Source organism: Mycobacterium sp. Root265, assembly GCF_001428895.1.
Lineage (GTDB): Bacteria > Actinomycetota > Actinomycetes > Mycobacteriales > Mycobacteriaceae > Mycobacterium.
In genome coordinates this window covers 34,297-59,124 of sequence record NZ_LMJA01000005.1, presented here as the reverse complement: position 1 = coordinate 59,124, position 24,828 = coordinate 34,297, and the positions used below count along the sequence as shown (strand labels likewise).

The following is a 24,828-nucleotide window of genomic DNA, read 5'->3' as shown; positions in this document are numbered from 1 at the left end:
TCAGCGGGGCGGCTCGATGGGCAGCACCGGGCCCCCGTATGGCGTGGGAATGGTGAACCGGCCCTTGGGCGTCGGATCCGTCATGCGGCCGAGGTCCGCGCCGGGCGGCGGGCCTGCGGTGTCGTCCCCGGCTGGGCGGGGTGCATTCTTGGCTCCCCGGACCAGCACCCCGGGATGGTCGTCGCGGCAGTAGGTGTACATGTAGGGCTCGGGATAGTCCGCCGATGACGGTGGGCGGCGCGGTGTTCCGTAGTCGCAGGCATACCGCGGGTAGATCTCGCCGGTGGCCCACAGCCCGTTGTCGTGCATGATGCTGCCCAGCGCGTCCAGCACCGAGGTGCGGTAGTCCGGGAACAACGCGTTGAGCGCCGGCACGCGCAGGTACAGCAGCCTCGATGTGGTGGTGAGGTTGCCGAGCAGTTGCACCATCGTGTCGGAGTTGTCGGCGAACAGGTTGTCGATATCGGTGAGCGCGCCCGGCGCCTGATCGGTGAGCCGACGGTAGCCTTCCCGCATCCGGCTGACACCGTCCAGGGTGGACCCCAGATTGTCTGCCGCCACGTCGATTCCGGCGTTCTTGTCGGCGACCAGGGTGAACACCGACTGACTTGTCCGCAGCAGGCTGGTGGTCTCCGGGAGCACCGAGTCCAGGGTGGACAGCAGGAACGTCCCGCCGTCGATGATGTCGGCGAGCTTCTGCGGGCCCTCCTCGCTGAGGCTCAACTCGCGCCGGATGATGTCCAGCTTTGCGGTGTCCACCTGGGCCAGTGCGCCGTCGGCATGGGCCAGCAGATCGGCCAGGCTCACCGGCACCGTCGCACGCCCCTGCTCGACGATGCTGCCGTCCCCCAGGAATGGTCCGTCGTTGGAGGATGCCACGAAGTCGATGTACTGCTCACCGGCCGGCGACAGCCCGGACACCCGGACATCGCTCGACATCGGGATGGGCGCCGAGGATTTCACCGCGATGACCGCGTCGACCCCGGCCGGGGTGATGTCGAGCCGCTCGACCTTGCCCACCGGCACCCCGCGCAGCGTCACGTCCTGGTGGGGCAGCAGGCCCGCCGATTCGGGTAGTTGCACGGTGACCCGGTAGTCCGAGTCGAACGGATTGACCTGCAGTGCACCGATCAGCAGGTACCCGGTGGCGATGACGAACGTCATCGCCAGCGCCCCCGCGGACAGCCACGCCCGCTTGCGGTGCCCGGCGCGTACCACGCCGACCAGGGCATCGGCCAGACCGGCGATCATCGGGGGGCCTCCGGTGCGGGTGCCGGAATGATCTGCCCCGGTTCGGTCGGACTCGGTATCACCGGGACCTGCGGTACCCCGGGTCCGCGCCCGACGACGCGTTCCTGCAACCGCAGCAGGGTGTACTGCAACGAGCCGACCAGTTGATGCCAGTTGTAGCGCTTGGGACCGTGCAGACCGGCGTCACCGGCGAACCCGATGTCCGGTATCGAACCCAGTACCAGCCGGTCGATGCTCGCCCTGGTCGAGATCGCGTTACTGGCAGTCGCTTTGACCAGGGCCGGCATCAGCCGGTTCAGCGAGTACAGGCTGGCATCGGGCGCCAGCGCGACATCGTTCCAGGCGCCGGCCACGCTGTTGATATCGGCGATGGCGCTGCGGCCACTGGTGTCGGTGCCCGCGATCGACGGGAACTTCTGCAGCTGCACGGACGTGTCGCCGATCAGTTGGACGAGATCGGTGATCTGGGTGGTGTGCGCGGCCAGTGTCTCGGTGGCCGGGCCCGCCGCGTCCATCAGTTCGCCGATGGTGTCGTTCTTGGCCTCGATCTCACCCAGCAACCCCGATGTCTCGGTCAGTGCCGTGGAGATCTGGTCCGAGCGGGCGTTCAGCGTGCCCAGCGTGTGGTTGGTCTTGGCGATCAGATCCCCGAAGGCCTTGCCTTGATCGCCGGTCGCCTTGCCCGCGCCGTTGATGATGTTGGTGAGGTTACGCACCGCGCCGCCGTTGACCATGACGGCGGCCGAGCTCAGCAGCGACTCCACCGTCGCGGCCGCGGTGGTGGAATCCAGATCGATGGTGTCACCGTCACGCAGCAGCACCGCGTCCGCCGCGATGGGCGTCGGCGGTTTGATCGCGACGAACACATCACCCAGCGGTGTCGCGGAACGCAATTCGGCGGTACTGCCCTGCGGCAATTGCACCCCGTCGAGGATCCGTAGCGTGGTCACGGCGGTGTAGTTGCGGGCCACCATCGTCTCGACCTGACCGATGTCGGCGCCGGCAAGCTTCACCTTCGCGTTGGCGGGCAGGTTGAGCGCATTGCCGAACACGGCGGTCAGCTCGTAGCCGCCCGAGCCCACCCCGGGCGCCGGAAGCGGCAGGCTGGCCAGCCCCTCCGTCGCGCAGCCGGACACGCCCAGACAGGTCGCGATGGCCAGTGGCAGGACGGACCTGCGCAGCCGCGCCCTCACTTCTGCCCCATCGCAGCCATGCCGTCGAGCATGTAGGACAGCCCGAAATCCGGACCGAAATCCTGCATCGTTCCGGTGCTGCAACCCAATTGGCGCAGACCCATCATGTTGCACATCTCTTTGACCGTCTGGCTGTCGAACAGCACCTTGTCCACCAGGACGTGCACCCGCGCCGAGCCATTCTTCTGATCGACGATGTTGTACAGGTTGTCCAGCGTCATCGGGGTCAGGTCGAGGAACTCGGCGAGGTCACGCTGGTGGTCCACCGTCGTGGTCACCGCGGTGTTGCCGTTGAGGATGATCTGTTTGACCGCATCGCGGTGAGTGGACAACACCTCACCGACCTGGGTGATCACATCGTTGATCTTCTTGCCGGTGGTGCCGGTACCGAACTGCTCATCGGCCAGGACCTGGCTGAGCTGGTTCACCGACGTGCCGAATTCCCGCAGAGTCGCGTCGTTGCGGGCGGTGGCCTCGACCAGCGAGCTCAGGTTGCGGATGCTGGTGGTGAGTTGATCGCGGGTCAGGCTGCCGCGATCGGCGCTGAGCCGCAGGGCGTTCGACAGTTCACCGAGCGCGTCTTTCATCTGCTGACCGTTACCGTCGGCGATTGCGGCGGACGCGTTCACCAGATCGGCGACCGGGCCGTCACCCGCGCCGTCTCCGTGCAGCGATGCCGACAGCTTGTCCAGAACATCGAGAACACGGGCGAATTCGACCGGCGTCTTGGTGCGGTTCAGTCCGATGGTGTCGTGGTTCTGCAGTGTCGGGCCACCCCGGTAGGGCGGGGTCAGCTCGATCTGCCGGTCGGTGAGGATGGAGTTGGAGATGGTGACGGCCTGTACATCGGCGGGCACCCCGACGTCCTTGTCCACGCTGAACTCGACCTCGACGTAGCCGCCCTTGGCGTTGATCTCGGTGACCTGGCCGACCGGCATGCCCAGTACAGCAACGACATTGCCCACGTACAGTCCGGCCGCACTGTCGAACTGGGCCGTGACGCTGATGGTGTTGATCTGGTCGCGGACGTAGGACCAGCCGACGCCGATCACCACCACCGCCGCGACCACCGCAACGGCACCGATGGCGAGCAGCCTGACCGACGGCCGCCTCACTTGCAGTCCTGGAAGTACTCGATCATCCCGAACTGCTCGGCGCGGCCGCTGATCGCACACATCCACGAGTCGATCAGCAGCCCATTGGACACATTCAGGTCCACCGCATTGCCGGTACCCGTGGCGTTCGTCAGCCCCCGTAGCGCCACCGGCCCGGCCTGCAGGGTGCTGCGCAACAGATCGTCGTGCTTGCCGAGCATGTCGGAGAGTTCACGGAGGTTGACGAGCAGGTTCTCCAGTTCCGGACGGTCGTCGATGACGATGCCGCTCAAGGTTTCCACCAGATTCGTCAGCGAGGCCATCAGTGCGCGGAAGGACGCCCGCCGGGCCACGAACTCACCGACCAGATCGTTGCCTTGGGTGACCAGTTGTCCGATCGCCGACTGCTGGCGCCGCAACGTGGTGCTGACCAGTTCGGTGGTCTTGAGCAGCGAACCCAGCTGGTCGCGGCGGTCGGCGATGATCGTCGACAGGGTGTGGGTGTTGGTCAGGGCCTGGGGCACCACCTCGGGCAGCCCCTGCATCTGCTCGCCGAGAATGCCCAGCGTCTGGGCGAACTGGTCGGTGTCCACCTGTTCGTAGGTGGTGGTGACATCGGCCAGCGCCTCCTGCAGGTCGTAGGGCACCTCGGTCTGGCTGAGGTCGAAGGTGTTGTCCGGCAACGCTCCCGACCCCGCGGGCTGCAGCGCCAGGTACCTGGACCCCAGGATGGTGGTGACCTTGATGACCGCCCGGGAGTCCTGCCCGAGCGCGACGTCATTGCGCACCTTCAATTTGGCTTCGACATGATCGCCGACGAGCTTCATGTCGGTCACCTCGCCGACCGGGATGCCCGCCACCGTCACCGGGTTGCCGGTCTTGAGGGCGGCGGCCTGCAGGAATCGCGCCGTGTAGGTGCGGTAGCCGATGTCGGCGACCTTCACCAGCAGCATGGCGCCGATCAGTACCGTCACCACGGCGATGGCGGTCACGCCCAGCCAGGTCCGGTCCCAGCTGAGCAACGGCCGTCGCCACCATCGCTGTCCGTCAGCCATTGGCCATGTTCCTGCACCTCGGTGTGTAGTGGGCCCCTTCGCCGGGGGTCGCGGCGTCGACGATGATCGGTGTCACGTCGTTGAGACCCGGGAAGAAGCCGGTGGCGTTCAGGTCGCACGCGTAGGAGTTGGCGTAGGCACCCTCGTTGGTGATCCGCGCAAAGCCCTTGAGCAGCAACGGCAGGTTGGCGCCGGTGAAGGCGAGCTGCGGTTCGATGCCCACCAGATGCTGAGCGAAGCCCGGCTCGCGGACCACGAGTTCGTTCAGCGACGGGTAGACCTCGTCGGCGATGGTGGACAGCTGGCGTACCACGCTGGTGATGGATCCCATCGAGTCGACGAGTTCGGGGCGGCGCGCATCGAAGGTGGACACCACCCCCTGGGTCTGGGTGATGACCTCGTCGAGGCTGTCGTTGTGCTGGGCGAGGTTGTCCACCACGACGTTGAGGTCGGTGATCACCTCACCGAGTTGCTGGTCCTGCCCGGCGAATGAATCGGTCAGTCGCGCAGTCTCATCGACGAGGGTGACGACCGAGGCGCGGTCACCCTGCAACGATTCGATGACGCCCTTGGTGAGGTTGTCGGCGTCGGTGGGGTTGAGCACACTGAACAGTGGCTCGTACCCGTTGAGCAGCGCGCCGACGTCGAACGACGGGTCGGTGCGCTCCAACGGGATCTCACTGCCCGGCGGCAGCGGCTCCGGCTCGCCCGTGTTGCCCAGGGACAGGCCGAGATACCGCTGACCGACGATGTTCTGGTAGGTGACCGAGGCGACGGTGTTGCCGAGCAGTTGTTGATCGCTCTGCACCACAAAGGACACCTTCGCGGCATCGCCCTGCAGTTCGATCTTCTCGACGCGGCCGACCCGCACACCCGCCATCCGGACGTCATCGCCTTCGCGCAACCCGAACACGTCGGAGATCACCGCGGTGTAGCCGACGGTGTCACCGGCGACATCGCGGCGCAGCGTGACATAGACCAGCCAGGTCAACGTCACAGCCACCACCATGAACAGTGACAGTCCGATCATCGCACCGCGATACTTCACCGGGCTCCCCCTACTGACACGGTGGTGCCGCGCGCGACCGGACCCAGCAGCAGCTGGGTTGCGGTGGTGGCGGGTTGACCGGTTGCGGCACTGAGCACCTCACGCTCCTGCGGGCTGCCGACCGGACCCACGTTTCCGCCGAACGAGGCGGGCGCGGCCTCGGCCGCGAGCGGCGGCGGGTCCCCCGGTCGGGGTGCCACCGGGGCCAGCGGCGACAGCGGGACCGGCGGCGGTGGGGTCGGCACCAGCGCCGGGTTGGCGGTGCCGGGCACCGGCGCCGATGGCGCCATCCACGGCGGCAGCGGCGGGTTCGGATCGGCCAGGCTGGGGTTCGGCACGACCAGCGGTGGCCCGACCGCGGTGAGGTTGCCGTTGGCCCCCAGCACGGTCCCGGCCGGCGGCTGCAGATCCGCGGGCGGCTGATAGTTCTGCGGCAGCAGGACATCCGGCAGCTCGGGACGGGTCGGCACCAGCGGGCCGGTGAAACAGCTCGGCCCCTTGAGCCCGGCGTACTGCGGGCAATCCGCCCGGGTGTAGGTGTAGGTGGGCGTGAACGACAGGTTCACCCGCATGTTGCCGGTGTCCAGCTCGGGGATCCACGCATGGTCGAAGAACTTGTCCGACAGTTGGTTCAGCTTCACGAAGGCAGGCACCCAGTGCTGGTCGGTATCAGCGAGCTGGCCCAGCACCGGGGTGAGATCGGAAGTGATCTGCACCAGACGGTCGGCGTGGTTGTTCAGCGCGGTGTGCGTGGTGCCCATGGTGTTGACGCCCCCGTTGATCAACGAGGTGAGCTGTGCCCGTTGCTCCACCAGGGTCTGCATCGGCGCCACCGCGACGTGCAGCGCGTCGAGCAGTTCGGGTGCCGTGCTCTGCAGACCCTTCGTCGCGTCGATCAACGCCGACACCGTCGAGGGTCCCGGCTCGGTGGCCACGATCGCGTCCAGCTGGTCGACCAGACGATTCAATTGGGCTCCGCTGCCCAGTAATTCGGAGCGCCGATGCTCGGTGGCCGCGTTGATGGCGGCCAGCACGCCGATGGTCTTGTCCTCACGGCCGCGGCCGGTGGCGGCGAGGATATCGCGCAGCTTGCTGATCGTGGTCTGGAACAACACCGTCGGCAGCTCGGTGTCTTCGGGGATCGTCGCACCCGCGTTGATCGCCGGTCCGGGGCCACGGTCGACGAGCTGCACCGAGGACACCGCGAAGACGTTGCTGGGCACCACCCGGGCGGTCACCGTGTCGGGGATCGAGGCCGCATACTCGGGTTTGAGGTCGATACGCACGAAGTTCGGATCACCGTTGGCCGCCGGGGTGACATCGTCGACCATGCCGACCAGGACCCCGTGGTACTTCACGTCGGAGCGCTGCGGCAGGCCGTCACCGACATTGATCAGGGCGGCCACCACCGGAACCCGGGCATCCAGGCGCCCGGTGGCCTTGATCAACAGCAGTCCCGAAACCAGAGCCGCGACAACCAGAATCGCGGTCCCCGTGGCCAGCAGCTGACGGTCCGAGAGGCCGCGTCCGTCGGTTTCGATCGAGTTCGGCATCTACCCGCCGAACCTGGCGCCGGAGTCGACCGTCCACAGCGCCATGGTGAGCAGCATGTTGACGATGATCACCACGGTGATACTGGCCCGCATGGCGTGGCCCGCGGCGACACCCACGCCGACCGGACCGCCCGAGGCGTAGAAACCGTAGTAGCACTGCACGGTTGAGGCGATCCACACGAAGATGACGGTCTTGAGCACCGAGTACAGGATGTCCTGACCCGACAACATCAGGCTGAAGTAATGCAGATAGGAGCCGGTCGATCCGCCGCTGATCAGATAGACCACCACCTGGGTGGTCAGGTAGCTGACCGCCAGAACCACGACATAGAGCGGTATCACCGCGATGACCGAGGCCATCAGGCGGGTGGTCACCAGATACGGGATCGGCCGGATCGCCAGGGCGTCCAACGCGTCGACCTCTTCGGCGATGCGCATCGAGCCCAGTTGCGCGGTGAAGCGGCAGCCGGCCTGCGTCGCGAAGGCCAGCGAGGCGGCGATCGGCGCCAGCTCGCGGGTGTTCACCAGTGAGGAAATGATGCCGGTGGCCGGGCCCAGTCCCAGCAGATCCAGGAAGTTGTAGCCCTCGATGCCGACCAGCGCACCGACGGTGATGCCCAGCACCACCGCCACCCCGGCGGTGCCGCCGCCGACCACCAGAGACCCGTTGCCCCAGGCGATATCGGAGAGCAACCGGACGAATTCACCGCGGTAGTGCCGCAGTGCCACCGGGACGCCGGCCACTGCCCGTACGAAGAACACCAGCATGTGCCCGATCCGGATCACCGGCACGGCGCTGCGCCGCAGACCTCGGGTCCACGAGCCCGCGAACGTCGAGGCCGTCACAGCCCCACCCTCGGGAACAACATGATGTAGAGCTGGCTCACCGCGACATTGACCACCATGAGCAGCAGGATCGATTCGACCACCGCCGCGTTCACCGAGTTGGCCACGCCGGTCGGCCCGCCCGCCGTGGACAGCCCCTTCTGACACGAGACGACGGCCACGATGGCACCGAAGATCACCGCTTTCACCAGGGCGATGACCATGTCACCGGTGGTAGCGAAGGAGGCGAAGGTCGCCACGAAGCTCCCCGGCGCGCCGTTCTGGAAGTACACGTTGAACAGGAAGCTGGCCAGGAAGCCCACGAAGCACACGACGCCGGTGAGCGCCACGCCGATCATGACGGCGGCGGCGAATCGCGGCACCACCAGTCGCCGGATCACCGAGACTCCCATGACTTCCATCGCATCGGTTTCCTCACGCATGGTCCGCGAGCCGAGGTCGGCGGTGATCGCCGAACCCACCGCGGCCGCCATCAGCACCGCAGCGGTCAGTGATGCCGCCTGACGGATGACGGCCAGTCCGCTGGCCGCGCCGGCCAGCGAGGTCGCGCCGACCTGCCCGGCCAGCAGCGCGAACTGAATGGAGAGCGTGACGCCGATCGGCAGTGCCACCAGCACGGTGGGGATCACCGCCGTGCCGGCCATGAACGCGCCCTGCCTGATGAATTCCTGCCATTGGAACTGCCCGGTGAACAGATCGATGAACAGATGCTGGAGGGTACGGACGCCGAGGACGAACTGATCACCGACGGTGCGCAGCGAGGCGATCGGGTGGCGCTGGACGTAGCCGGCGCCCCAGTGCTCGATGGCCCGGAGGCCGTCACCCCGTCCGGCCCCATCGGACGTGCGCTGAATGGGCAAAGCGCTTCCCTCCCGGTACCGAGCCCCGACCGCCCCCGGGCCCGATCACTCGCAATGCTTGGCACGGTATCGCCGCGGTTCGATCGGCGTCAACGTTTTGAGAATTCTCATTCACATATTTGGCGGGTGCAGCGTAGCACCCGCAGCGAACCCCGAACCTGGAGAAGCCCAACCTGCACGAAGTGCGCCGACGGGGGCATTTCGTTCCGCCCGCAACAGGCGGTATGTCTCATTAACTTATTCGGACCAGGTCATTCCGCGGAGAGGGGCGGTCAACAGGTCTTCGGGTCCGCGCACATCGCGCGGCACACCTGCGGCATCCGAGCCAGTTCAGCAACTTGCGGTCACCGGCCCGGTCGCGGCAATACGCTGACCGGATGGCACCTGCACAACGCGAACCCCACGTCGTCGTCCTGGGCGGAGGGTCCTGGGGCACCACCGTCGCCACCATCTGTGCGCGGCGCACGCCGACGCTGCAATGGGTGCGATCGGAGGACACCGCCAAGGACATCAACGACAACCACCGCAACTCGCGCTATCTCGGTGAGGAGGTGGCACTGCCGGACGCCCTGCGCGCCACCACCGATTTCTCCGAGGCCGCCCAGAGTGCCGATGTCATCGTGATGGGCGTTCCCTCGCACGGGTTCCGCGGTGTGCTGGAGGAACTCGCTCGAGAGCTGCGGCCGTGGGTTCCGGTGGTTTCGCTGGTGAAGGGTCTGGAGCAGGGCACCAATCTGCGGATGAGCCAGATCGTCGACGAGGTGCTGCCCGGGCATCCGGCCGGGATCCTGGCCGGACCGAACATCGCCCGCGAGGTCGCCGAGGGTTACGCTGCCGCCGCCGTGCTCGCGATGCCCGACCAGCATCTGGCCGCCAATCTGGCGGATCTGTTCCGCACCAGGAGGTTCCGCACGTACACCTCCGACGACGTGGTGGGCGTCGAGATGGCCGGAGCGCTCAAGAACGTGTACGCGATCGCGGTCGGGATGGGTTACTCGCTGGGCATCGGGGAGAACACCCGGGCCATGGTGATGGCCCGCGCGGTGGCCGAGATGTCCAAGCTCGGCGTGGCCATGGGCGGGCATCGCGACACCTTCGGCGGGCTGGCCGGGATCGGCGACCTGATCGTCACCTGTACCTCACAGCGCAGCCGGAACCGGCACGTCGGCGAACAACTCGGGTCGGGCAAGACCGTCGAGGAGATCATCGCGGCGATGAACCAGGTGGCCGAGGGTGTGAAGGCATCGTCGGTGATCGCGGATTTCGGCGAGCAGTACGGGATTTCGATGCCGATCGCCCGCGAGGTCGACGGGGTGATCAACCGCGGCTGCACCGTCGAGGACGCCTACCGTGGACTGATGCTGGAGAAGCCCGGCCATGAGGTGCACGGCTCGGGCTTCTAGCGTTCCGTCAGTTGAAGTACGGGTTGGTGCCCTCGGGACGGTCCAGCAGCGGGTTGCTCGGATTGAGGACGTAGCTGCCGGCCGGGCCGATCACGAAACCGGACTGGTCGAACGAGTTCTGGCATGAGGTGAGCACACCGTCGGTGCCGCAGCTGACATTCCGGAAGCCGATGCGGGTGTTCGCGGGCAACGGCTGGGCCGGCTGGTCGCCGACGTAGATGGGATTGGCCGCGTTGGCGAAACCGGGCGCGCCGACCTGACCACCGGTGACCACGTTGGCGCCGTTGGGGGCGGCCGGGAACGGCCCGCTGCAGCCGTAGCCGCCGGTGCCGCGACTCAGCACACAGGTGATGTCACCGGGCACGGTGAAGGCGTACAGGCTGCCGTCGTTGACCGCGTACGCGGAGGGCTTCACCAGCTCCCAGGCGTTGATGTTCGGGCCGGGCGGCGGTGGGGGCGGCGGAGCCGGTTCGGCACCCGCGATCGCCGGGGCGCTCACAGCGGCGGCCGCCGCCATGACGAAGAGCAGACCTCGCATACGCATGGCGACACACTAGCCTGTCCGTGCACGTCGGGCCACGTTTGCTGACCGCCGGGGCCGCGGCCGGCGAGCTGGGTCAGTACTGACCCGGCCCGCGACCCGCCATCGCCTCCAGTCGCGCGATCCGGTCCTCCATGGGCGGGTGGGTGGAGAACAGCTTGCCGATCTTCTCCCCCGCCCGGAACGGGTTCGCGATCATCAGGTGCGCCTGATCGGCCAGTTGCGGCTCGGGTGGCAGCGGCGCCGCCTGCACCCCGTAGGCGATCTTGCGCAGCGCGTTGGCCAGGGCCAGCGGATCGCCGGTCAGTTCCGCACCGGACTGGTCGGCCTGGTACTCCCGCGACCGCGACACCGCCAGCTTGACCACGGTGGCCGCGATCGGGCCAAGCAGTGAAACCAACAGCAAGGCAAAGGGATTCGCGCCGCCCTCGCGGTTACCACCGAACATCGAGGCGAACACGGCGATGTTGGCCAGCGCGGTGATGACCGAGGCGAGCGCGCCGGCCACGCACGAGATCAGGATGTCGCGGTTGTACACATGGGACAGTTCGTGGCCCAGCACCGCACGCAGTTCCCGCTCGTCGAGGATCTGCAGGATTCCGGTGGTGCAGCACACCGCGGCGTTGCGCGGGTTGCGGCCGGTGGCGAACGCGTTGGGGGCGGCGGTGTCGCTGATGTACAGCCGCGGCATGGGCTGGCGGGCGGTGGTCGCGAGTTCGCGGACGATCCGGTACATCGCCGGCGCCTGCATCTCGTTGACGGGCTGGGCGTGCATCGCCCGCAGCGCCATCTTGTCGCTGTTGAAGTAGACGTACGCGTTCATGCCGACGGCGAACAGCACCGACAGCCACAGGATGGACGGGTTCCCGAACAGCGAACCGATGAACACGATCAGCGCTGACATGCCGACGAGCAGCACGAAGGTCTTCATCCGGTTGGCATGAGGATGCCAGGTCATCAGAGTTCCTCCTACGAAAGTCTTCGCTGATGTAACGCCGGTCGACCCCCGTAGGTTCCTGCTACCCGTGCCGGTTGACGGTGTAATCCACCAGGGTGGCCAGCGCATCGCGCCCGGGACCCGCGGGCAGATTGTCCAGTTCCTCGCGCGCCCGCACCGCGTATTCGCGGACGGTTTCCTTGGCGCGCGCCATGCCCGGGGACCGGCGCAGCAGCGTCAGCGCCTCGGCGACCAGGTCGTCGTCCTCCAGCGGCTTGGCCAGCAGCACCCGCAGCCGCTCGGCGTCCGGGCCGGACTCCCGCAGCGCGTACAGCACCGGCAGGGTGTGCACGCCTTCGCGCAGGTCAGTGCCCGGCACCTTGCCGGACTCGTCGGGATCGCTGTCGATGTCGATGATGTCGTCGGAGATCTGGAACGCCGTGCCGACGATGCCGCCGAGACGGGACAACCGCTCGATCTGATCCTCGCCGGCACCGGAGAAGGTGGCACCGAAACGGCCCGATGCCGAGATCAGGCAGGCCGTCTTCTCGTAGACCACCTTGAGGTAGTGCTCGATCTCGTCGGTGCCGCCGGCAGCGCCCCGGGTCTCGCGCATCTGACCGGTCACCAGCTGGGCAAATGTGTCCGCAATCACCCGCACCGCGTCCGGTCCGAGCCGGGACACCAGCCGGGAGGCGGTCGCGAACAGGTAGTCGCCGGCCAGGATGGCGATGTTGTTGCCCCAGCGCGCGTTGGCGCTGTCCGCGCCGCGGCGCACCTGGGCCTCGTCCATCACATCGTCGTGATAGAGCGTGGCCAGGTGGACCAGCTCGATCACGGCGCCGGCGATGGTGACGTCGTCGTCCTCGGGACGTGGCCCCAGCGACCCCGACAGCACGGTGAACAGCGGCCGGAACCGCTTGCCGCCCGCCTGGAACAGATGCTGGACGGCCTCGGCCATCAGCTCATCCGCCTTACCCAGCTCGGTGGCCATCAGATCTTCGACGCGCGCCACTCCGTCGCGTACCTGCGCGGCGAATTCGGGATTCCCGAAGTCCACCCCCGCCACCACGCTCGCCGGTGTCCTCATGCGTCCAACATACTGTGGAGGTACTCGGTGGATGAACACGGCGGGCAGAGCGGAGCGACGCGGGGATGATCAAGGCCGATGTGGTTGTCGTGGGGGCCGGGCCCGCCGGTTCCTCCGCGGCCGCGTGGGCGGCCCGGGCGGGCCGCGACGTGCTTGTCATCGACTCCGCGCAGTTCCCCAGGGACAAGGCCTGCGGTGACGGGCTGACCCCGCGGGCGATCTCGGAGCTGCAGCGCCTCGGCCTCGGTGACTGGCTGGGCGGCCGGATCAGCCATCACGGGCTGCGAATGTCCGGGTTCGGGGCCGACGTGGAGATCCGGTGGCCCGGCCCCTCATTCCCCCCGACCAGCAGCGCGGTCCCACGCACCGAGCTCGACGACCGGATCCGGATGGTCGCCGCCGATGACGGCGCAAAGATGATGCTCGGCGTCAAAGTGGTTGATGTGCGCCATGATTCAACCGGACGGGTCTCGGAGCTGATCCTCGACGACGGCTCGGAGATCGGCGTGGGTGAGCTGATAGTGGCCGACGGCGCCCGCTCCACACTGGGGCGCACGCTCGGCCGCACCTGGCATCAGGAGACGGTGTACGGCGTGGCGGTCCGCGGATACATCGCGACCCCACGCGCCAACGAGCCCTGGATCACCTCACACCTCGAATTGCGTTCCCCGGAGGGCAAAGTGCTCCCCGGCTACGGCTGGATCTTCCCGTTGGGCAACGGCGAGGTGAACGTCGGCGTCGGGGCGCTGGCCACGGCGAAGCGGCCGTCGGATGCCGCCCTGCGACCGTTGATGTCCTACTACTGCGATCTGCGGCGCGAGGAGTGGGGTTTCGAGGGCGAACCACGGGCCGGGCTGTCGGCTCTGCTGCCGATGGGGGGCGCGGTGTCCGGGGTGGCCGGGCCGAACTGGATGCTGATCGGCGATGCCGCGGCGTGCGTCAATCCGCTCAACGGCGAGGGCATCGACTACGGCCTGGAAACCGGGCGACTGGCCGCGCAACTGCTGGGATCCGGCGATCTGACCACGGCGTGGCCGTCGGTGCTGACCGAGCACTATGCGCGCGGGTTCTCCGCGGCCCGACGGCTGGCGCTGCTGCTCACGTTGCCGCGATTTCTGCCCGCGGCGGGCCCGGTGGCGATGCGCTCGCACTTCCTGATGACGGTGGCGGTGCGGATGATGGGCAATCTGGTCACCGAGGAGGACGAGGACTGGATCGCCCGGGTCTGGCGGACGGCCGGCCTGGCGTCGCGCAGGCTCGACGAACGCACCCCGTTCAGCTGACCAGTCAGACCAGTTGCGGTTCGCGCCCCAACAACGTCATCTCCATCAGCAGCTTCACGCAGGCACGGGAATGCTCGGTGTCCTGGTACTGCACCAGCCGGCCGAGATCGACCACCAGACCGAATGCGGCGTGCACGGCGAATTTCGCCTGTGCGTGGCTGAACTCGGGACGCGCCGCGGCGAGCAGCCGCGCCCACTCATCGACCGTGGAGCGCTGGATGTTGCGGATGGCCCCCCGGTCGGCCTCGGGCACATTGCCGCGTTCCGCGTAATACACGTAGGCGATCTCGGGCTCCCGGAACGACCGGGCCACATACAGATCGATCAGACGAGCCAACGCCTGCTCCGGATCTGATTCCGCGGCAAGAACACTCGATACATCTCCGGACACCCGGTCGGCGCTGCGACGGTAGGACGCGACCAGCAGATCGGCCTTGCCCGGGAAGTACCGGTAGATCCCGGATGCCTGGATGCCCACCGCCGCGGCGATGTCCTCCATGCTGGTCTCCCGGAATCCCTTCTTGTGAAACAGCAGCAGGGATTCATGCAACAGCATCTCGTATTTGCCGCCGGCGCCGGAGCCGCTGGGCGTCAACGGGTTCGATTCGGGTGACTCGAACGGGGCCGGCAGGGTGGCCGAGAGCACGGCGGTGGCCAGGCCGGCCAGCAATACCCGCATCTCGTTGACGGGCAGTGAGGCCCGGTGATCGGTGACACTGCCGATGACGCTCAACGCGGCCGACGACAGGGTCCAGCGTTCGTGCGAAGTGAGCTCCGGCCGCAGCCGGATCAGGGGTTCCTGCAGCCTGCGGTTGACGAGCCCGATCTGCCCGTTCAGGATCTGCTGATCATCCTCATTGAGGTAGCGACCCTCCCACCGGTACAGCCCGCCGGAGCTGCGGTTGGCGATCGCGGTCTCCACAAGGGCGTCGACGAGGTCGGCCAGCAGGGTGGCCGGATCACGTTCCGGATCGCCGATATCGGTGCTGTCCACCAGTTGCTGACCCAGACCGAAGACGGCGTCCCGGAACAGTCCGTACTTGCTCGACGAATGCCGGTACAGCGCCGCAGCCGAAATGCCCACCCGAGTGGCGATCTCCTCCATGCTGACCGCGTGGTAGCCGAGCGCACTGAAAGCATCGGCCGAGGCCTTGACGATCTGTGCCTTGCGATCACGCGGCCGGCGACGCACAGCAGGTTGCGCGGGGCGGCCGACCGAAGACATACCCTCACGGTAACGCATTCTGCGGTGACCGACAGATCCTGGGAATGCCACTTCATGATCGATCACATTTCGCCATATACGGCTGCACATTTCAGTCGATACCGCTCACTCACATCAGAGAATGGACATTCACATAAACCCTTGCGCGAACGTCAATCCGTGTGTCAGGCTTGCCATACGGCGTAGCGGTCGACGTTGCTGATCAGCCCAAGGCTTTCGCGTCGCTTCGCTCGCCCAGGGAGGAGATTGTCGCGATGTCGGCGCGCTACCTCGATTCCGGATCATCCCCACGACTGACCAACGCCGACACCCGCATCACCATCGAGCAGCGAACACCGCGCTGGTACCACGGCGATGTCGCCATCGAGGACGCCTTGGACTTCTGGTCCTTCGCCGGCGCCGCCGCCAACGTGGTCATGCAGCTGTCCTGGCCGGAGGTCGGCTACGGGGTGGCCGAAAGCCGGGTGAGATCCGGCAGCCTGATGGAGCATCCGTGGAAACGGGCGCGCACCACGACCCAGTACCTCGCCGTCGCCATTCTGGGCACCGAGGAGGAACGCGCCGCCTACCGCGAGGCGGTCAACGGCGCGCATCGCCAGGTGCTCTCCACCGACACCAGCCCGGTGCGCTACAACGCCTTCAACCGTGAACTGCAGATGTGGGTGGCGGCCTGCCTGTTCATCGGGTTCGAGGACACCTTCGAGTTGCTGCACGGTGTGATGACCGACGAGCAGGCCGAACAGTTCTACCGGACCGCACAGCCGCTCGGCACCACCTTGCAGGTCACCGCGGACCAATGGCCGGCCACCCGGGCCGATTTCGACGTGTACTGGAACACCGCCTGCGAGCGGGTGGTGATCGACGATCACATCCGCGAATACCTGATGGCCCTGGTGGATCTGAAGATGATCCGGTGGCCGCTGCGGGTGACCTTCGGGCCGCTGCTGAAGTTCCTGACCATCGGGTCGCTGGCGCCGGTGTTCCGCGACGCCATGGGTCTGCACTGGTCGGACGCCGACCGGCGCCGCTTCGAGAACCTGTTCGTGTTCGTCTCGTTCGTCAACCGGTTCCTGCCGCGTTTCATCCGCCAGGGCGCCAGTCAGATACTGATGGGTGATGTGCGGCGCCGGATCCGGCGCAAGAAGGCCCTGATCTAGATCGACACCTCGATATCGGTCCACCACGGTGTCTTGTGCAACTCGGTGCTGAACAGATTCGACTCCGCTTTGAGCGCCCGCACCAGAGCCTGCCGGGGCACCTCGGTGTTGTCCTCGCGGCTGCCGTGCCGGCCGTCCAGGGTCGACAGCAGCGTGATCAGTCGCCGATTCGCGGTGGAATCCTCCGCCCCGCGGTGAATGAACTTCTCCCACAGAGTTTTCGGTGTGGCGTTCAGACTTCCGTGGTGGCCCACCTTGTAGATGTTGGTGTTCGCGAGATCGTGGAGCAACCGGGCATTGCCGGTGTTCTCATCGGCGTCGAACAACACCCAACTCCAGTTCTCGATCTGGGCGTCACCGGGGAACACGAGCAGTGATTCGCCGATCCGGATCTGCAGGATCACGCTGGTGTTGTTCAGCGACGAGTCCAAGGTCCGCAGCAGCGAGAGCATGTTGTCGGCATGCGCGCGGTCGATGCGCGGCGTCAGCCAGCGTGCGGCCTGCGGCACGGCTTCGGTCGCCGTCTCGAACAGCGGCGACAGGTCGTCGCACGTCGCGTCCCCATCCTGAGCGGCTCGGGACCAGTTCGACGCGAGGTGCCAGAATTCATTGTTGATCTGCGCCTGCCGTGCCAGGGACGGCGCGGCGGCCAGCGTGGGCGGCCCGAGGACCTTGATGGTCACGTCGGGCAGCAGTCGCTGGTCGGTGAGGTCGTCGCCGTACTTGACGTAGCGTCCCCGGCCGTCGGCAGCCATCGTCTGCAGACAGTCGACGGCCTCCCGGTTGGAGATGTTCTTCTCACCGAGGAACTGCAGACGGTCGCCGACACCGTCAGGGAATCGTTGCAGCGCATTCATCTTCGCGGATGCAGCCGTCACACCGGCGGCGAACAGCTGCATATCGCCCATCGTGCCGACCATTTGCCGGTCCATGAGCGGCGCCTTGGCATCGGTGGGCAGCAACGGATCCTCGGTCCACGGCTGCACGACCCTGCGCGGGTTCAGATCCCTGATGATGGATCCCGCCTTTGCGCGGCCGAATCCGCTGATGTGGTCGGCGTGGCGATGGGTGGCGACGACCATCTGCAGACGGCCCCGGGTGATCGAGCCATCCGCGTTCGCGGTGCGTCCGAGCACCACATCGCGGATGTCCTCGGCGATGCGGTCCATGTGATCCTTGGGAAAGTCGCCCGGCAACTCGGTGGATCCGAAATCGATGAGGACCGCGCGGCGGACCGCATCGTCGTAATCGACCCACAACAGCACGCAATCACCGAATCCCACGTTGTAGGCCCGGATCCCCGCCCTCTTGATACTGCGCATCACCACTCCTCTCGCGCTCCCCGGGCCCGCCGCACGATCTCTGCGGCGGCAGCCTCCGGATTCTCGGCCGCGTTGCGGTCACGGTGCCGCAGCGCCAGCGCATGGGCAGTGCGCGGCCCGTCGGTGAGGCTTCTGGACTCATAGAGGTAGGCGATCCGGCGGTTCCACCGCTGGATGCGCTCGCGGTCGGCTTCGGCGTCCGCGTCCGCGTCGGCGTCCGGCTCGATCCCTTGCAGGCTGGGCAGTTTGTCGGAGATCTCGAACTTCAGGTCGCCGTATTCGTCGAGGATCAGCGTGGATCCCCCGCGAAGCTCGATCTGGGTGTCGGGGTCGAGCTTCTCCAGCGGGGCCAACCCGTAGGCGGGCAGTTCGCCGGCCGCGATCTTGAGGTACTGCGTGCACTCGACGACAGTTTCGCGGACGTGAAAGCCGTCATCCGGTGCGCTCCTGACGCACGGGCGCACACTGGAGATGCGGGTGAAGGCGTGTGGATTGAGGTGCAGGTTGCCGCGGTTGCCCCAGATGTGCCGGAACATCTCGGTGTCATCGCTCTGCAACGCAGAGAAGTGAACCCCATTGCGCTGCAAGCCATCCTTGCGTTTCGGCGGACACCAGCAACCATCCCCATCCTGGGTGGTGCCGGCGATGCCGAACCCGGCCATCTGCTCGCGCAGGGCGCTCCGCAGGTTGTAGCGGCTGTCATCGGCGCGGACCTCGCGGTCGGCGGTCAGCATCGCCCTCAGGAAATGGGCAAAGGTGATGTGGATGGGTGGTGTGTAGTCGATGGCGCGGACACTCATGGTCAGCAGCAGATCGGCGATGTCGGCGCCCTGTTCGACGAGAATTCTGCGCGGAATCAGGGTGTCCTCGCCGGGAAAAAGATCCTCCATGCGCCTTTCCCACGCCACCAGAAGGGTGCGCATCACGGCACCGACCAGGATCTCGCCCCGCCGATGGACCTCGTGAAAGCCGGGCTCGTCGAGCAGTCCGGGCGTCGGCGCGATGCCCACCGAACGCCGCAGTGCATTCACGTGGGTCAGGCTCTCACCGAGCCCGAACAGGTCCGTCTCGGCAAGCCGCTCCGGGTTGAACACCGACTTGTCGACGAACTCGTTTTCGTTGCGCGGGTCCACCAGATACTCCACGGCCTCCTTCAACGAGAACACCGACAGCAGCGCGACGATGTCGGCGAAGGCCTCGTGAAAGGCCGCCTGATCCGGTGACGACGGCGAGATGAAGCTGCCACGCAGACCGTCGAGCAGCGCGTGCGTCGCCTCGTGCGCGACGACGTCGTGCGACAGACACAGGTAGGTGTTCGAGGCACTGGGTCCGCGGCGGATGTAGCCGAACAACAGCGCCTCGGCCTCGGGTGAGTAGAACGCATTCGCGTCCTCGAAAGCGTGCGGTACCACCTTGAGTTGGTGACCGCGGATGCCCCACCGCACCCGCCGTCCCAGCGCCGACTCGAACCGCCGCAAGGTTCTGGTGACGATCGCGTACACGTTCCACGCGTGGAACACCGGATCGGCCAGAATCTCGTCGCGCTTCTGCCAGTGCGGTGGACCGTCTTTCGTCGGCGCCGCCCGGTACATCCGGCGGGAGGTGGCGTCGTAATCCACCACGTAGAGTGCGGACCCCATCGGGCCGTCGATGAGTTCCTCCCGGGGGATCTGCACCTCGGCGGTGAGAACCTTGCCGTCGCGTTCGACGGTCGGGTCCTGCACCACGATCGTGACGGTGCAGTAGTCCGGGCTCACCATGACATCACCCCGGCCAAGGGAGTGCCGGGCTCACCGACCCAGTCGTCGCGGTCGAGGAACAGCGCATCCGCGGGCAGGTTCGGGCCGTACCGAGGGTCACCGTCGCGCCGGACGGCGACGCTTCCGTGCACGACGGCACCGGCGGGGACGATGCGCCTGCTGCCGATCGGCGGGGTGCCCGCGAGGCGCCCGCGCCATTCCATCCGGCTGACCGGCGCCGAGGCATGCTCCCCGGACAGGGTGTATCTCCCGGCGTACTCGTCATTGCGGACACGCAGTCCCGCGGTGATCGCCCCGTCCAGTACCCAGCGCATCGAAATGTCGCCCAGTGCCGGGTTATCGGGAAATCCGCCACCGACATCGGAATGGATACCGGCGAACCAGACCTCTTCCATCTGCGGAAACCGTTGGCCTTCGGGCGGGAACTTCAGGAGATAGGGCTGGTAAGGCCGGCGTTGCTCGTCGATGGACACCGCGTGTCGCACCGTCTCGACGTTGATCAGCTGGCGCGTCCACGGCCACCTGAAGTCCGGGCCGACGAAGCTGGTGGCCTTGACGGTGTCGAACAGACCGAGATAGCGGACCGGACAGGACACGGTTTCACCGGGAGTGGGCAGGCTCAGCGTCGTGGCGAAGCGGTCGATCCGGTCCCACCCCTCAGGACCGGAAAGGTTGGAATCCCCGGGATTTCGGGCGTAGACGCGAACGGCGTACGGCACGAGGTTCTCCGAACCGGGCCGCAGCAGCCCCACCGACCGGAGCAGACCGCACAACGCGCGCGCCGTGTACGCACCGCGGCTGAACCCGAAGATGAAGATCTGATCCCCGGGTTCCCAGGTGCGCATGAGGTAGGTGTAGGCCTCGGCCATGTTCTCCCGGATGCCGTGCCCGAGGGCCAGACCTCCGAGTACCGAGAGCTTCCTGCCCAGCGCGCTCCAGGACCCCGGCGCAGCGAGCGTGCCGACACCGGGGTCGTAATACACCTGCTGGCGGTCGGGGTCGGCGAGCTGCAGCATTTCCACGATCTTGAAGATGTTGGTGACAGCCCTGGCCTTCACCTCGTTGGAAGTGCCATCGAGACAGATCACGATGTTCTTCATCCCTGCTCCTTCGACGAGCCGATGGGCCCACGGTAGGAGTCGGTGGAGACGCCGATCCGGGTAGAGCGGTACTCACTTCGCAGATCGGCACGTACGCGCCGGCGGCAGAATCGAGTACGGCTCTACGCATATCCCCCGTCGCGGCGTGGATGACGATCGCAGTACCGCACGGGTGAACCGGAATGAACGGGGTTGTGATGACCGAGAAACTGTTGCCGTATGACCGGACGATCGTCGTGCAGGAGACACCGTTCTGGTGTGGACCGGCATCGACTCAGGTCGTGCTCGAGTCCCGGGGTGTCCGGCTGGCCGAGGCCGATCTGGCACGCGAGATCGGCACCACCACAGCGGGTACCGACTTCATCGGCCTGATCGAGCGGGTGCTCGACAAGAAGGTCTGCGATGCCCGGTACACCTCGGTCAACATGACGGATGACCCGCCGACCCCGCAGCAGAAAGACCGGTTGTGGTCCGATGTGGTGGCCTCGATCAACAGCGGATTCGGCGTGGTGATGAACTGGGTGGCACCACCATCGAACTACCCGCGCGCCGTCAAGGGCACGACGTCACCTGCGTACCGCGGCGGCACCGTTTTCCACTATGTCGCGTGCATGGGCTACGACGACACCCCCGGCGAACGTGCGTTGTGGATCGCCGACAGTGGGTTCAAACCCTTCAACTACTGGATCAGCTTCGATCAGGCGGCCACGCTGATCCCGCCCAAGGGCTACTGCTACGCCGATATCGACGTCAATCCGATCGCACCGAACGCGCCGAGCGATCAGGTTGCGGAGAACCTGATGCGTGCGATGGGCGGCAGTATCTCGTTCGACCGCTACCGCGCTCTGCTACCGGCCGTGACACAGGCACTGCAGGAGTCCGGGTGCAACACCCCGGAGCGAATCACCATGTGGCTGGCCCAGATCGGGCACGAATCCGGCGGCCTGAAGTTCATGGAAGAGATCGCCGACGGCGGCGCCTACGAGGGCCGCGCCGATCTCGGGAACACCCATCCCGGGGACGGCCGCCGGTTCAAGGGCCGCGGCCCGATCCAGGTCACCGGCCGGCACAACTACACCAAGGTGTCGCAGTGGGCCCACAGTCGCGGCCTGGTGCCCAGCCCGACATTCTTCGTGGACTCTCCCGAACAGCTGGGGACCGACAAGTTCAGCTTCCTGGGGGCGATCTGGTACTGGACGGTGGCACGTCCGCAGATCAACGCGATGTGTGACGCCAACGATCTCGAAGGTGTCACCCGAGCCATCAACGGCGGGCTCAACGGCCTGGAAGACCGCAAGCTCCGGTGGCAACGCTGCCGCGAAATAGGTTCCCCACTAACTGCTTTGACAACTCAGACAGGAGACATCACCATGGCCGATGCAGAAGAGATCCGCAATGCCACCACGGGGACCGCGGCGAACGGATGGCCGTTCGCCTGGCGGTACGCCTACTCGCGGCATCCGCGCGATTTCAACGAGATCGTCAACGACGCCGATCGGGGCCCGTGGATGCGTCGGCAGCCCGATGGCACCGATCACGCCGGGCATACCGACGCCTTCGAGCAGATCGTGCCGATCAACGAACAGATCGCCTGGCGCCACACATTTTCCGACGGCATCGAACGCGATTCCGGTGATGTCCTGCTGGAACTGATGGAGTTCGCCATTCAGTGGCGGGCCTCCAACGATCTGTCCACCAGCGCCTTCGCCGACACCGAGGTGCCGGCCGCCACCAACGGTCACACCAACGGGCACACCCCCCGGCCGCCGCGCAAGCGGCCCGCCGCCAAGGCCGCGAAGAAAGCGCCGGCCAAAGCGCCGGCGAAACGCGCACCGCGATGACCGATTTCGGGGACCTGCTTGCCGATATCCGCGGCGTGCGCCGGGTCCGGCACGCATGGTTGACCTGTTCAGGTACCTGGGCGCCGCCCGGTACCGGCTACAGCTCGTGGGTCGTGCAGAACGCCGACCCCGATCTGGTGTTCGAGGTGCCCGTCCAGTCACCATGGTCGTTCGGGCCGGTCGGCGGACCCGATGCCAACGCCCCGAGTTACCGGCAGAGCGTGGCGACCGGCAAGCGCTGGGCGATCGACTGGATCAATGCCCATCCGAACCAGACGTTCGGGCTCGGGGGCTACAGTCAGGGCGCCCAGTGCGCCGGCGAGATCTACCTGGAATTGCTGCCCGGAGGTGTGCTGGAGCATCGATTCGGGGATTTCATCGGCGGTTTCAGCTTCGGCGACCCGATGCGTCCGGAGAAGGTCACCGGCGGAGGCGCACCCGACCCGGGCGGTGCGGGCATCAGTCCGGTCCGCATCGCCACCCCCGACCCGCGATGGCGCTACGCGGCGAACGGACCGAAGAATCGGGCGGTCGGCATCGACCTCTACTCCGCCACCCCGCTCAACGGAGCGGGCCAGATCATCCGGAACTTCTATTCGATGGGCGTGGACATCGGCCTCGCGCCCACCCCGCTACCGATGGTCGAGTCGATCGCCCGGGGCGTGGTGCAACTGCTGATCGATCTGCTCGGTCCGCTGGCCGGACTCGGCGGGCTGGCCGCGCTGGGCCCCTCCGCCGGTCTGGCGGGCCAACTGCTGAACAATCCCGCCATCGCGAAGTTGCCGTCGGACTCGGTCGAGGGCGTCACGCCGTTCGACGCCATCGAGGCGGCGGTGCTGGCGCTTCAGTTCGTCGCCGCCGGTACCGGACCGCACGTCAGCTATGACACCACCGACGCGGTGCCCGGGGTGAACCACATCGCGCATGCGGTCGCGCACGTCAACGCGCTGTGCGCCTCCGCCGGGGCCCGCATGGCTGCCTGAGCCGCGTCAGCGGTACTCGCACAGATAGGCCGTCTCGACCTCCGCGCGCACCGTGAACGTGCTGTCCGCGGGCACCGTGAATTGGGTTCCCGCCGCAAAGGTTTGCCACGCGTCCTGACCTGGCAGCCGCACGGTCAGCGCGCCGGACACCACGCTCATGATCTCCAGCTGCGATGTCCCGAACTCGAACTCGCCGACTGCCATGACACCGACGGTGGCCGGTCCTTCCGCGGTCGCGAAGGCGATCGACGCGACGTCGCCGCCGAAGTACTCATTGACCTTGAACACGCACAGCTCCTCCGAGATGGGGTGAGCGGCCAGAATACCCGGCCGGCTACACCAGGTACTTGTGCACGCCGAGCATCGCGTTCTCATCGGCCGGTTCGCGGGTGCAGTCTTCGAGCGCGGACGACACCGCCACTTCGTTGATGCCGGTGCCGATGAGCACCAGCGTGGTCCCCCGCCCCGCCCCGCGGCGCTTCTCGAAGCGCAGCGACGTGCCGACGAGCTGAACAGAGTACCGGCCGCCGTCGCCGAAATCCACGAAACCCTTTGCGCGATAGAGCCCGACGGGCCGGTCCTGCAAAAAAGCCAGAAAGCGGCGTGGGTTCACCGGCGCATCGGCGCTGAACTCCACACTCTGATATTCCGGGTGCTCGTGATGATGATCGTCCTCGAGGAGCAGTTCATCCAGGGAGAGCTGGGTCGGGCGCTCCCGACGCCTCACCGGCGCGTCGATCAGCAAGGCTGGATCCACCCGCGCAAAGTCGGTGTACACCAGCGGGACTCGCGGGTTCTCGGCGCGGACCTCAGCCGCCACCGCATCGGCATCACCGTCGGATGCCTTGTTCAGCACCACCAGGTCGGCCACCCGCACCCCGTGTCCCAGCTCGGCCGGTTGGGCGGCGTCGACCACCAACACCAGTCCGGCGTAATGGAACCGGTCGTCCCCGGCGGTGGCGATCGTGCGCGCCAACACCGGCGGCTCGGCGATACCGCTGGCCTCGACCACGATCAGGTCCAGCGCGGGCCGCACCGCGGCGAGCCGGCCCAGCATCTCGGCGGCCTCGGAGGCGTCCACCGCGCAACAGATGCACCCGTTGGACAGCGAGGCCATCGCGTCGACCTGCCCGGCCACGAACATGGCGTCGATGTTCACCGCACCGAAGTCGTTGACCAGCGCCCCGATTCGCACGCCGCGGGTGTTACGCAGCAGGTGGTTGAGCAGCGTCGTCTTACCGGCGCCGAGGAAGCCGGCAAGGGCCAGGACGGGGACGCTCATGGCT

The 24,828-nt window shown here is 66.9% G+C and carries 22 protein-coding genes; 5 read left to right on the top strand and 17 right to left on the bottom strand.

Annotation, left to right across the window (positions count from 1 at the left end; translation table 11 throughout):
- The 8 genes from ASE48_RS07705 to ASE48_RS07670 all read right to left on the bottom strand — a co-directional run bounded on the left by ASE48_RS07705 (position 1) and on the right by ASE48_RS07670 (position 8,894).
- Complete coding sequence (locus ASE48_RS07705) at positions 1 to 1,251, bottom strand: MlaD family protein (RefSeq protein ID WP_057166476.1); 1,251 nt, start codon at positions 1,249 to 1,251, stop codon at positions 1 to 3.
- Positions 1,248 to 2,444, bottom strand: a complete 1,197-nt coding sequence (locus ASE48_RS07700; protein ID WP_057166475.1) for an MlaD family protein — start codon at positions 2,442 to 2,444, stop codon at positions 1,248 to 1,250. Before ASE48_RS07700 ends, ASE48_RS07705 begins: the two co-directional genes overlap by 4 nt.
- Positions 2,441 to 3,559 (bottom strand): MCE family protein, encoded by a 1,119-nt coding sequence (locus tag ASE48_RS07695; RefSeq protein WP_057166474.1) that lies wholly within the window; start codon positions 3,557 to 3,559, stop codon positions 2,441 to 2,443. Before ASE48_RS07695 ends, ASE48_RS07700 begins: the two co-directional genes overlap by 4 nt.
- Positions 3,556 to 4,593, bottom strand: coding sequence for an MCE family protein (locus tag ASE48_RS07690; RefSeq protein WP_057166473.1), 1,038 nt, complete (start codon positions 4,591 to 4,593; stop codon positions 3,556 to 3,558). Before ASE48_RS07690 ends, ASE48_RS07695 begins: the two co-directional genes overlap by 4 nt.
- Positions 4,586 to 5,641, bottom strand: coding sequence for an MCE family protein (locus ASE48_RS07685; protein ID WP_057166472.1), 1,056 nt, complete (start codon positions 5,639 to 5,641; stop codon positions 4,586 to 4,588). The genes ASE48_RS07690 and ASE48_RS07685 overlap by 8 nt, the downstream gene beginning before the upstream one ends.
- The gene (locus ASE48_RS07680; RefSeq protein ID WP_057166471.1) at positions 5,638 to 7,194 is read right to left on the bottom strand and encodes an MlaD family protein; all 1,557 of its coding nucleotides are present in this window, start codon (positions 7,192 to 7,194) and stop codon (positions 5,638 to 5,640) included. The genes ASE48_RS07685 and ASE48_RS07680 overlap by 4 nt, the downstream gene beginning before the upstream one ends.
- The gene (locus ASE48_RS07675; protein ID WP_235570919.1) at positions 7,195 to 7,962 is read right to left on the bottom strand and encodes an ABC transporter permease; all 768 of its coding nucleotides are present in this window, start codon (positions 7,960 to 7,962) and stop codon (positions 7,195 to 7,197) included.
- Positions 7,963 to 8,036: 74 nt separating this feature from the next.
- Positions 8,037 to 8,894, bottom strand: a complete 858-nt coding sequence (locus tag ASE48_RS07670) for an MlaE family ABC transporter permease (protein ID WP_442928710.1) — start codon at positions 8,892 to 8,894, stop codon at positions 8,037 to 8,039.
- 383 nt (positions 8,895 to 9,277) lie between these two features.
- Between ASE48_RS07670 and ASE48_RS07665 the strand changes: the two genes are divergently transcribed.
- Positions 9,278 to 10,303 carry an NAD(P)H-dependent glycerol-3-phosphate dehydrogenase gene (locus ASE48_RS07665; protein ID WP_057166469.1) on the top strand — a complete coding sequence of 342 codons (1,026 nt, stop codon included), beginning with the start codon at positions 9,278 to 9,280 and terminating at the stop codon, positions 10,301 to 10,303.
- Between the two features lie 7 nt (positions 10,304 to 10,310).
- On the opposite strand, the gene ASE48_RS07660 is transcribed toward ASE48_RS07665, so the two are convergent.
- The 3 genes from ASE48_RS07660 to grcC1 all read right to left on the bottom strand — a co-directional run bounded on the left by ASE48_RS07660 (position 10,311) and on the right by grcC1 (position 12,871).
- Positions 10,311 to 10,847, bottom strand: a complete 537-nt coding sequence (locus ASE48_RS07660) for a hypothetical protein (RefSeq protein WP_057166468.1) — start codon at positions 10,845 to 10,847, stop codon at positions 10,311 to 10,313.
- A gap of 73 nt (positions 10,848 to 10,920) precedes the next feature.
- A complete protein-coding gene (gene htpX / locus ASE48_RS07655) occupies positions 10,921 to 11,802 on the bottom strand; it encodes a zinc metalloprotease HtpX (protein ID WP_057166467.1) in 882 nt (293 codons plus the stop codon).
- 61 nt (positions 11,803 to 11,863) lie between these two features.
- Positions 11,864 to 12,871: a nonaprenyl/(2E,6E)-farnesyl/geranylgeranyl diphosphat synthase gene (grcC1, locus tag ASE48_RS07650; protein WP_057166466.1), complete on the bottom strand. Its 1,008-nt coding sequence runs from the start codon at positions 12,869 to 12,871 to the stop codon at positions 11,864 to 11,866.
- Between the two features lie 65 nt (positions 12,872 to 12,936).
- Between grcC1 and menJ the strand changes: the two genes are divergently transcribed.
- Positions 12,937 to 14,154, top strand: coding sequence for a menaquinone reductase (gene menJ, locus ASE48_RS07645; RefSeq protein ID WP_057166465.1), 1,218 nt, complete (start codon positions 12,937 to 12,939; stop codon positions 14,152 to 14,154).
- Positions 14,155 to 14,158: 4 nt separating this feature from the next.
- Here the strand turns inward: menJ and ASE48_RS07640 are convergent, their stop codons facing one another.
- A complete protein-coding gene (locus tag ASE48_RS07640; RefSeq protein WP_057166464.1) occupies positions 14,159 to 15,379 on the bottom strand; it encodes a TetR/AcrR family transcriptional regulator in 1,221 nt (406 codons plus the stop codon).
- A 254-nt stretch (positions 15,380 to 15,633) separates the two neighbouring features.
- On the opposite strand from ASE48_RS07640, the gene ASE48_RS07635 reads away from it, so the two are divergent.
- Entirely contained in the window at positions 15,634 to 16,536 is a 903-nt protein-coding gene (locus tag ASE48_RS07635; RefSeq protein WP_057166463.1) for an oxygenase MpaB family protein, read from the top strand.
- On the opposite strand, the gene ASE48_RS07630 is transcribed toward ASE48_RS07635, so the two are convergent.
- The 3 genes from ASE48_RS07630 to ASE48_RS07620 are packed head-to-tail and all read right to left on the bottom strand — an operon-like array spanning position 16,533 to position 20,718.
- Positions 16,533 to 17,858 carry a hypothetical protein gene (locus ASE48_RS07630; protein WP_156409100.1) on the bottom strand — a complete coding sequence of 442 codons (1,326 nt, stop codon included), beginning with the start codon at positions 17,856 to 17,858 and terminating at the stop codon, positions 16,533 to 16,535. The two genes, ASE48_RS07635 and ASE48_RS07630, sit on opposite strands and share 4 nt — an antisense overlap.
- Entirely contained in the window at positions 17,858 to 19,618 is a 1,761-nt protein-coding gene (locus ASE48_RS07625; RefSeq protein ID WP_057166461.1) for a hypothetical protein, read from the bottom strand. Before ASE48_RS07625 ends, ASE48_RS07630 begins: the two co-directional genes overlap by 1 nt.
- Positions 19,612 to 20,718: a DUF2235 domain-containing protein gene (locus ASE48_RS07620; RefSeq protein ID WP_057166460.1), complete on the bottom strand. Its 1,107-nt coding sequence runs from the start codon at positions 20,716 to 20,718 to the stop codon at positions 19,612 to 19,614. Before ASE48_RS07620 ends, ASE48_RS07625 begins: the two co-directional genes overlap by 7 nt.
- A 197-nt stretch (positions 20,719 to 20,915) precedes the next feature.
- Between ASE48_RS07620 and ASE48_RS07615 the strand changes: the two genes are divergently transcribed.
- The gene (locus ASE48_RS07615) at positions 20,916 to 22,559 is read left to right on the top strand and encodes a C39 family peptidase (RefSeq protein ID WP_082614059.1); all 1,644 of its coding nucleotides are present in this window, start codon (positions 20,916 to 20,918) and stop codon (positions 22,557 to 22,559) included.
- The gene (locus ASE48_RS07610) at positions 22,556 to 23,542 is read left to right on the top strand and encodes a hypothetical protein (RefSeq protein ID WP_057166458.1); all 987 of its coding nucleotides are present in this window, start codon (positions 22,556 to 22,558) and stop codon (positions 23,540 to 23,542) included. Before ASE48_RS07615 ends, ASE48_RS07610 begins: the two co-directional genes overlap by 4 nt.
- A gap of 6 nt (positions 23,543 to 23,548) precedes the next feature.
- Here ASE48_RS07610 and ppnP read toward each other — a convergent pair whose 3' ends face one another.
- Positions 23,549 to 23,830 (bottom strand): pyrimidine/purine nucleoside phosphorylase, encoded by a 282-nt coding sequence (gene ppnP, locus ASE48_RS07605; protein ID WP_057166457.1) that lies wholly within the window; start codon positions 23,828 to 23,830, stop codon positions 23,549 to 23,551.
- 46 nt (positions 23,831 to 23,876) lie between these two features.
- Positions 23,877 to 24,824 (bottom strand): CobW family GTP-binding protein, encoded by a 948-nt coding sequence (locus tag ASE48_RS07600; protein ID WP_057166456.1) that lies wholly within the window; start codon positions 24,822 to 24,824, stop codon positions 23,877 to 23,879.
- Positions 24,825 to 24,828: the final 4 nt, after the last annotated feature.

Coding starts and splice junctions, on each gene's coding strand:
- ASE48_RS07600 (WP_057166456.1), bottom strand. CDS start 24,824: ATGAGCGTCCCCGTCCTGGCCCTTGCCGGCTTCCTCGGCGCCGGTAAG.
- ASE48_RS07705 (WP_057166476.1), bottom strand. CDS start 1,251: ATGATCGCCGGTCTGGCCGATGCCCTGGTCGGCGTGGTACGCGCCGGG.
- ASE48_RS07660 (WP_057166468.1), bottom strand. CDS start 10,847: ATGCGTATGCGAGGTCTGCTCTTCGTCATGGCGGCGGCCGCCGCTGTG.
- ASE48_RS07690 (WP_057166473.1), bottom strand. CDS start 4,593: ATGGCTGACGGACAGCGATGGTGGCGACGGCCGTTGCTCAGCTGGGAC.
- menJ (WP_057166465.1), top strand. CDS start 12,937: ATGATCAAGGCCGATGTGGTTGTCGTGGGGGCCGGGCCCGCCGGTTCC.
- ASE48_RS07680 (WP_057166471.1), bottom strand. CDS start 7,194: ATGCCGAACTCGATCGAAACCGACGGACGCGGCCTCTCGGACCGTCAG.
- grcC1 (WP_057166466.1), bottom strand. CDS start 12,871: ATGAGGACACCGGCGAGCGTGGTGGCGGGGGTGGACTTCGGGAATCCC.
- ASE48_RS07610 (WP_057166458.1), top strand. CDS start 22,556: ATGACCGATTTCGGGGACCTGCTTGCCGATATCCGCGGCGTGCGCCGG.
- ASE48_RS07675 (WP_235570919.1), bottom strand. CDS start 7,962: ATGCTGGTGTTCTTCGTACGGGCAGTGGCCGGCGTCCCGGTGGCACTG.
- htpX (WP_057166467.1), bottom strand. CDS start 11,802: ATGACCTGGCATCCTCATGCCAACCGGATGAAGACCTTCGTGCTGCTC.
- ASE48_RS07615 (WP_082614059.1), top strand. CDS start 20,916: ATGACCGAGAAACTGTTGCCGTATGACCGGACGATCGTCGTGCAGGAG.
- ASE48_RS07635 (WP_057166463.1), top strand. CDS start 15,634: ATGTCGGCGCGCTACCTCGATTCCGGATCATCCCCACGACTGACCAAC.
- ASE48_RS07640 (WP_057166464.1), bottom strand. CDS start 15,379: ATGTCTTCGGTCGGCCGCCCCGCGCAACCTGCTGTGCGTCGCCGGCCG.
- ASE48_RS07630 (WP_156409100.1), bottom strand. CDS start 17,858: ATGCGCAGTATCAAGAGGGCGGGGATCCGGGCCTACAACGTGGGATTC.
- ASE48_RS07625 (WP_057166461.1), bottom strand. CDS start 19,618: ATGGTGAGCCCGGACTACTGCACCGTCACGATCGTGGTGCAGGACCCG.
- ASE48_RS07665 (WP_057166469.1), top strand. CDS start 9,278: ATGGCACCTGCACAACGCGAACCCCACGTCGTCGTCCTGGGCGGAGGG.
- ASE48_RS07620 (WP_057166460.1), bottom strand. CDS start 20,718: ATGAAGAACATCGTGATCTGTCTCGATGGCACTTCCAACGAGGTGAAG.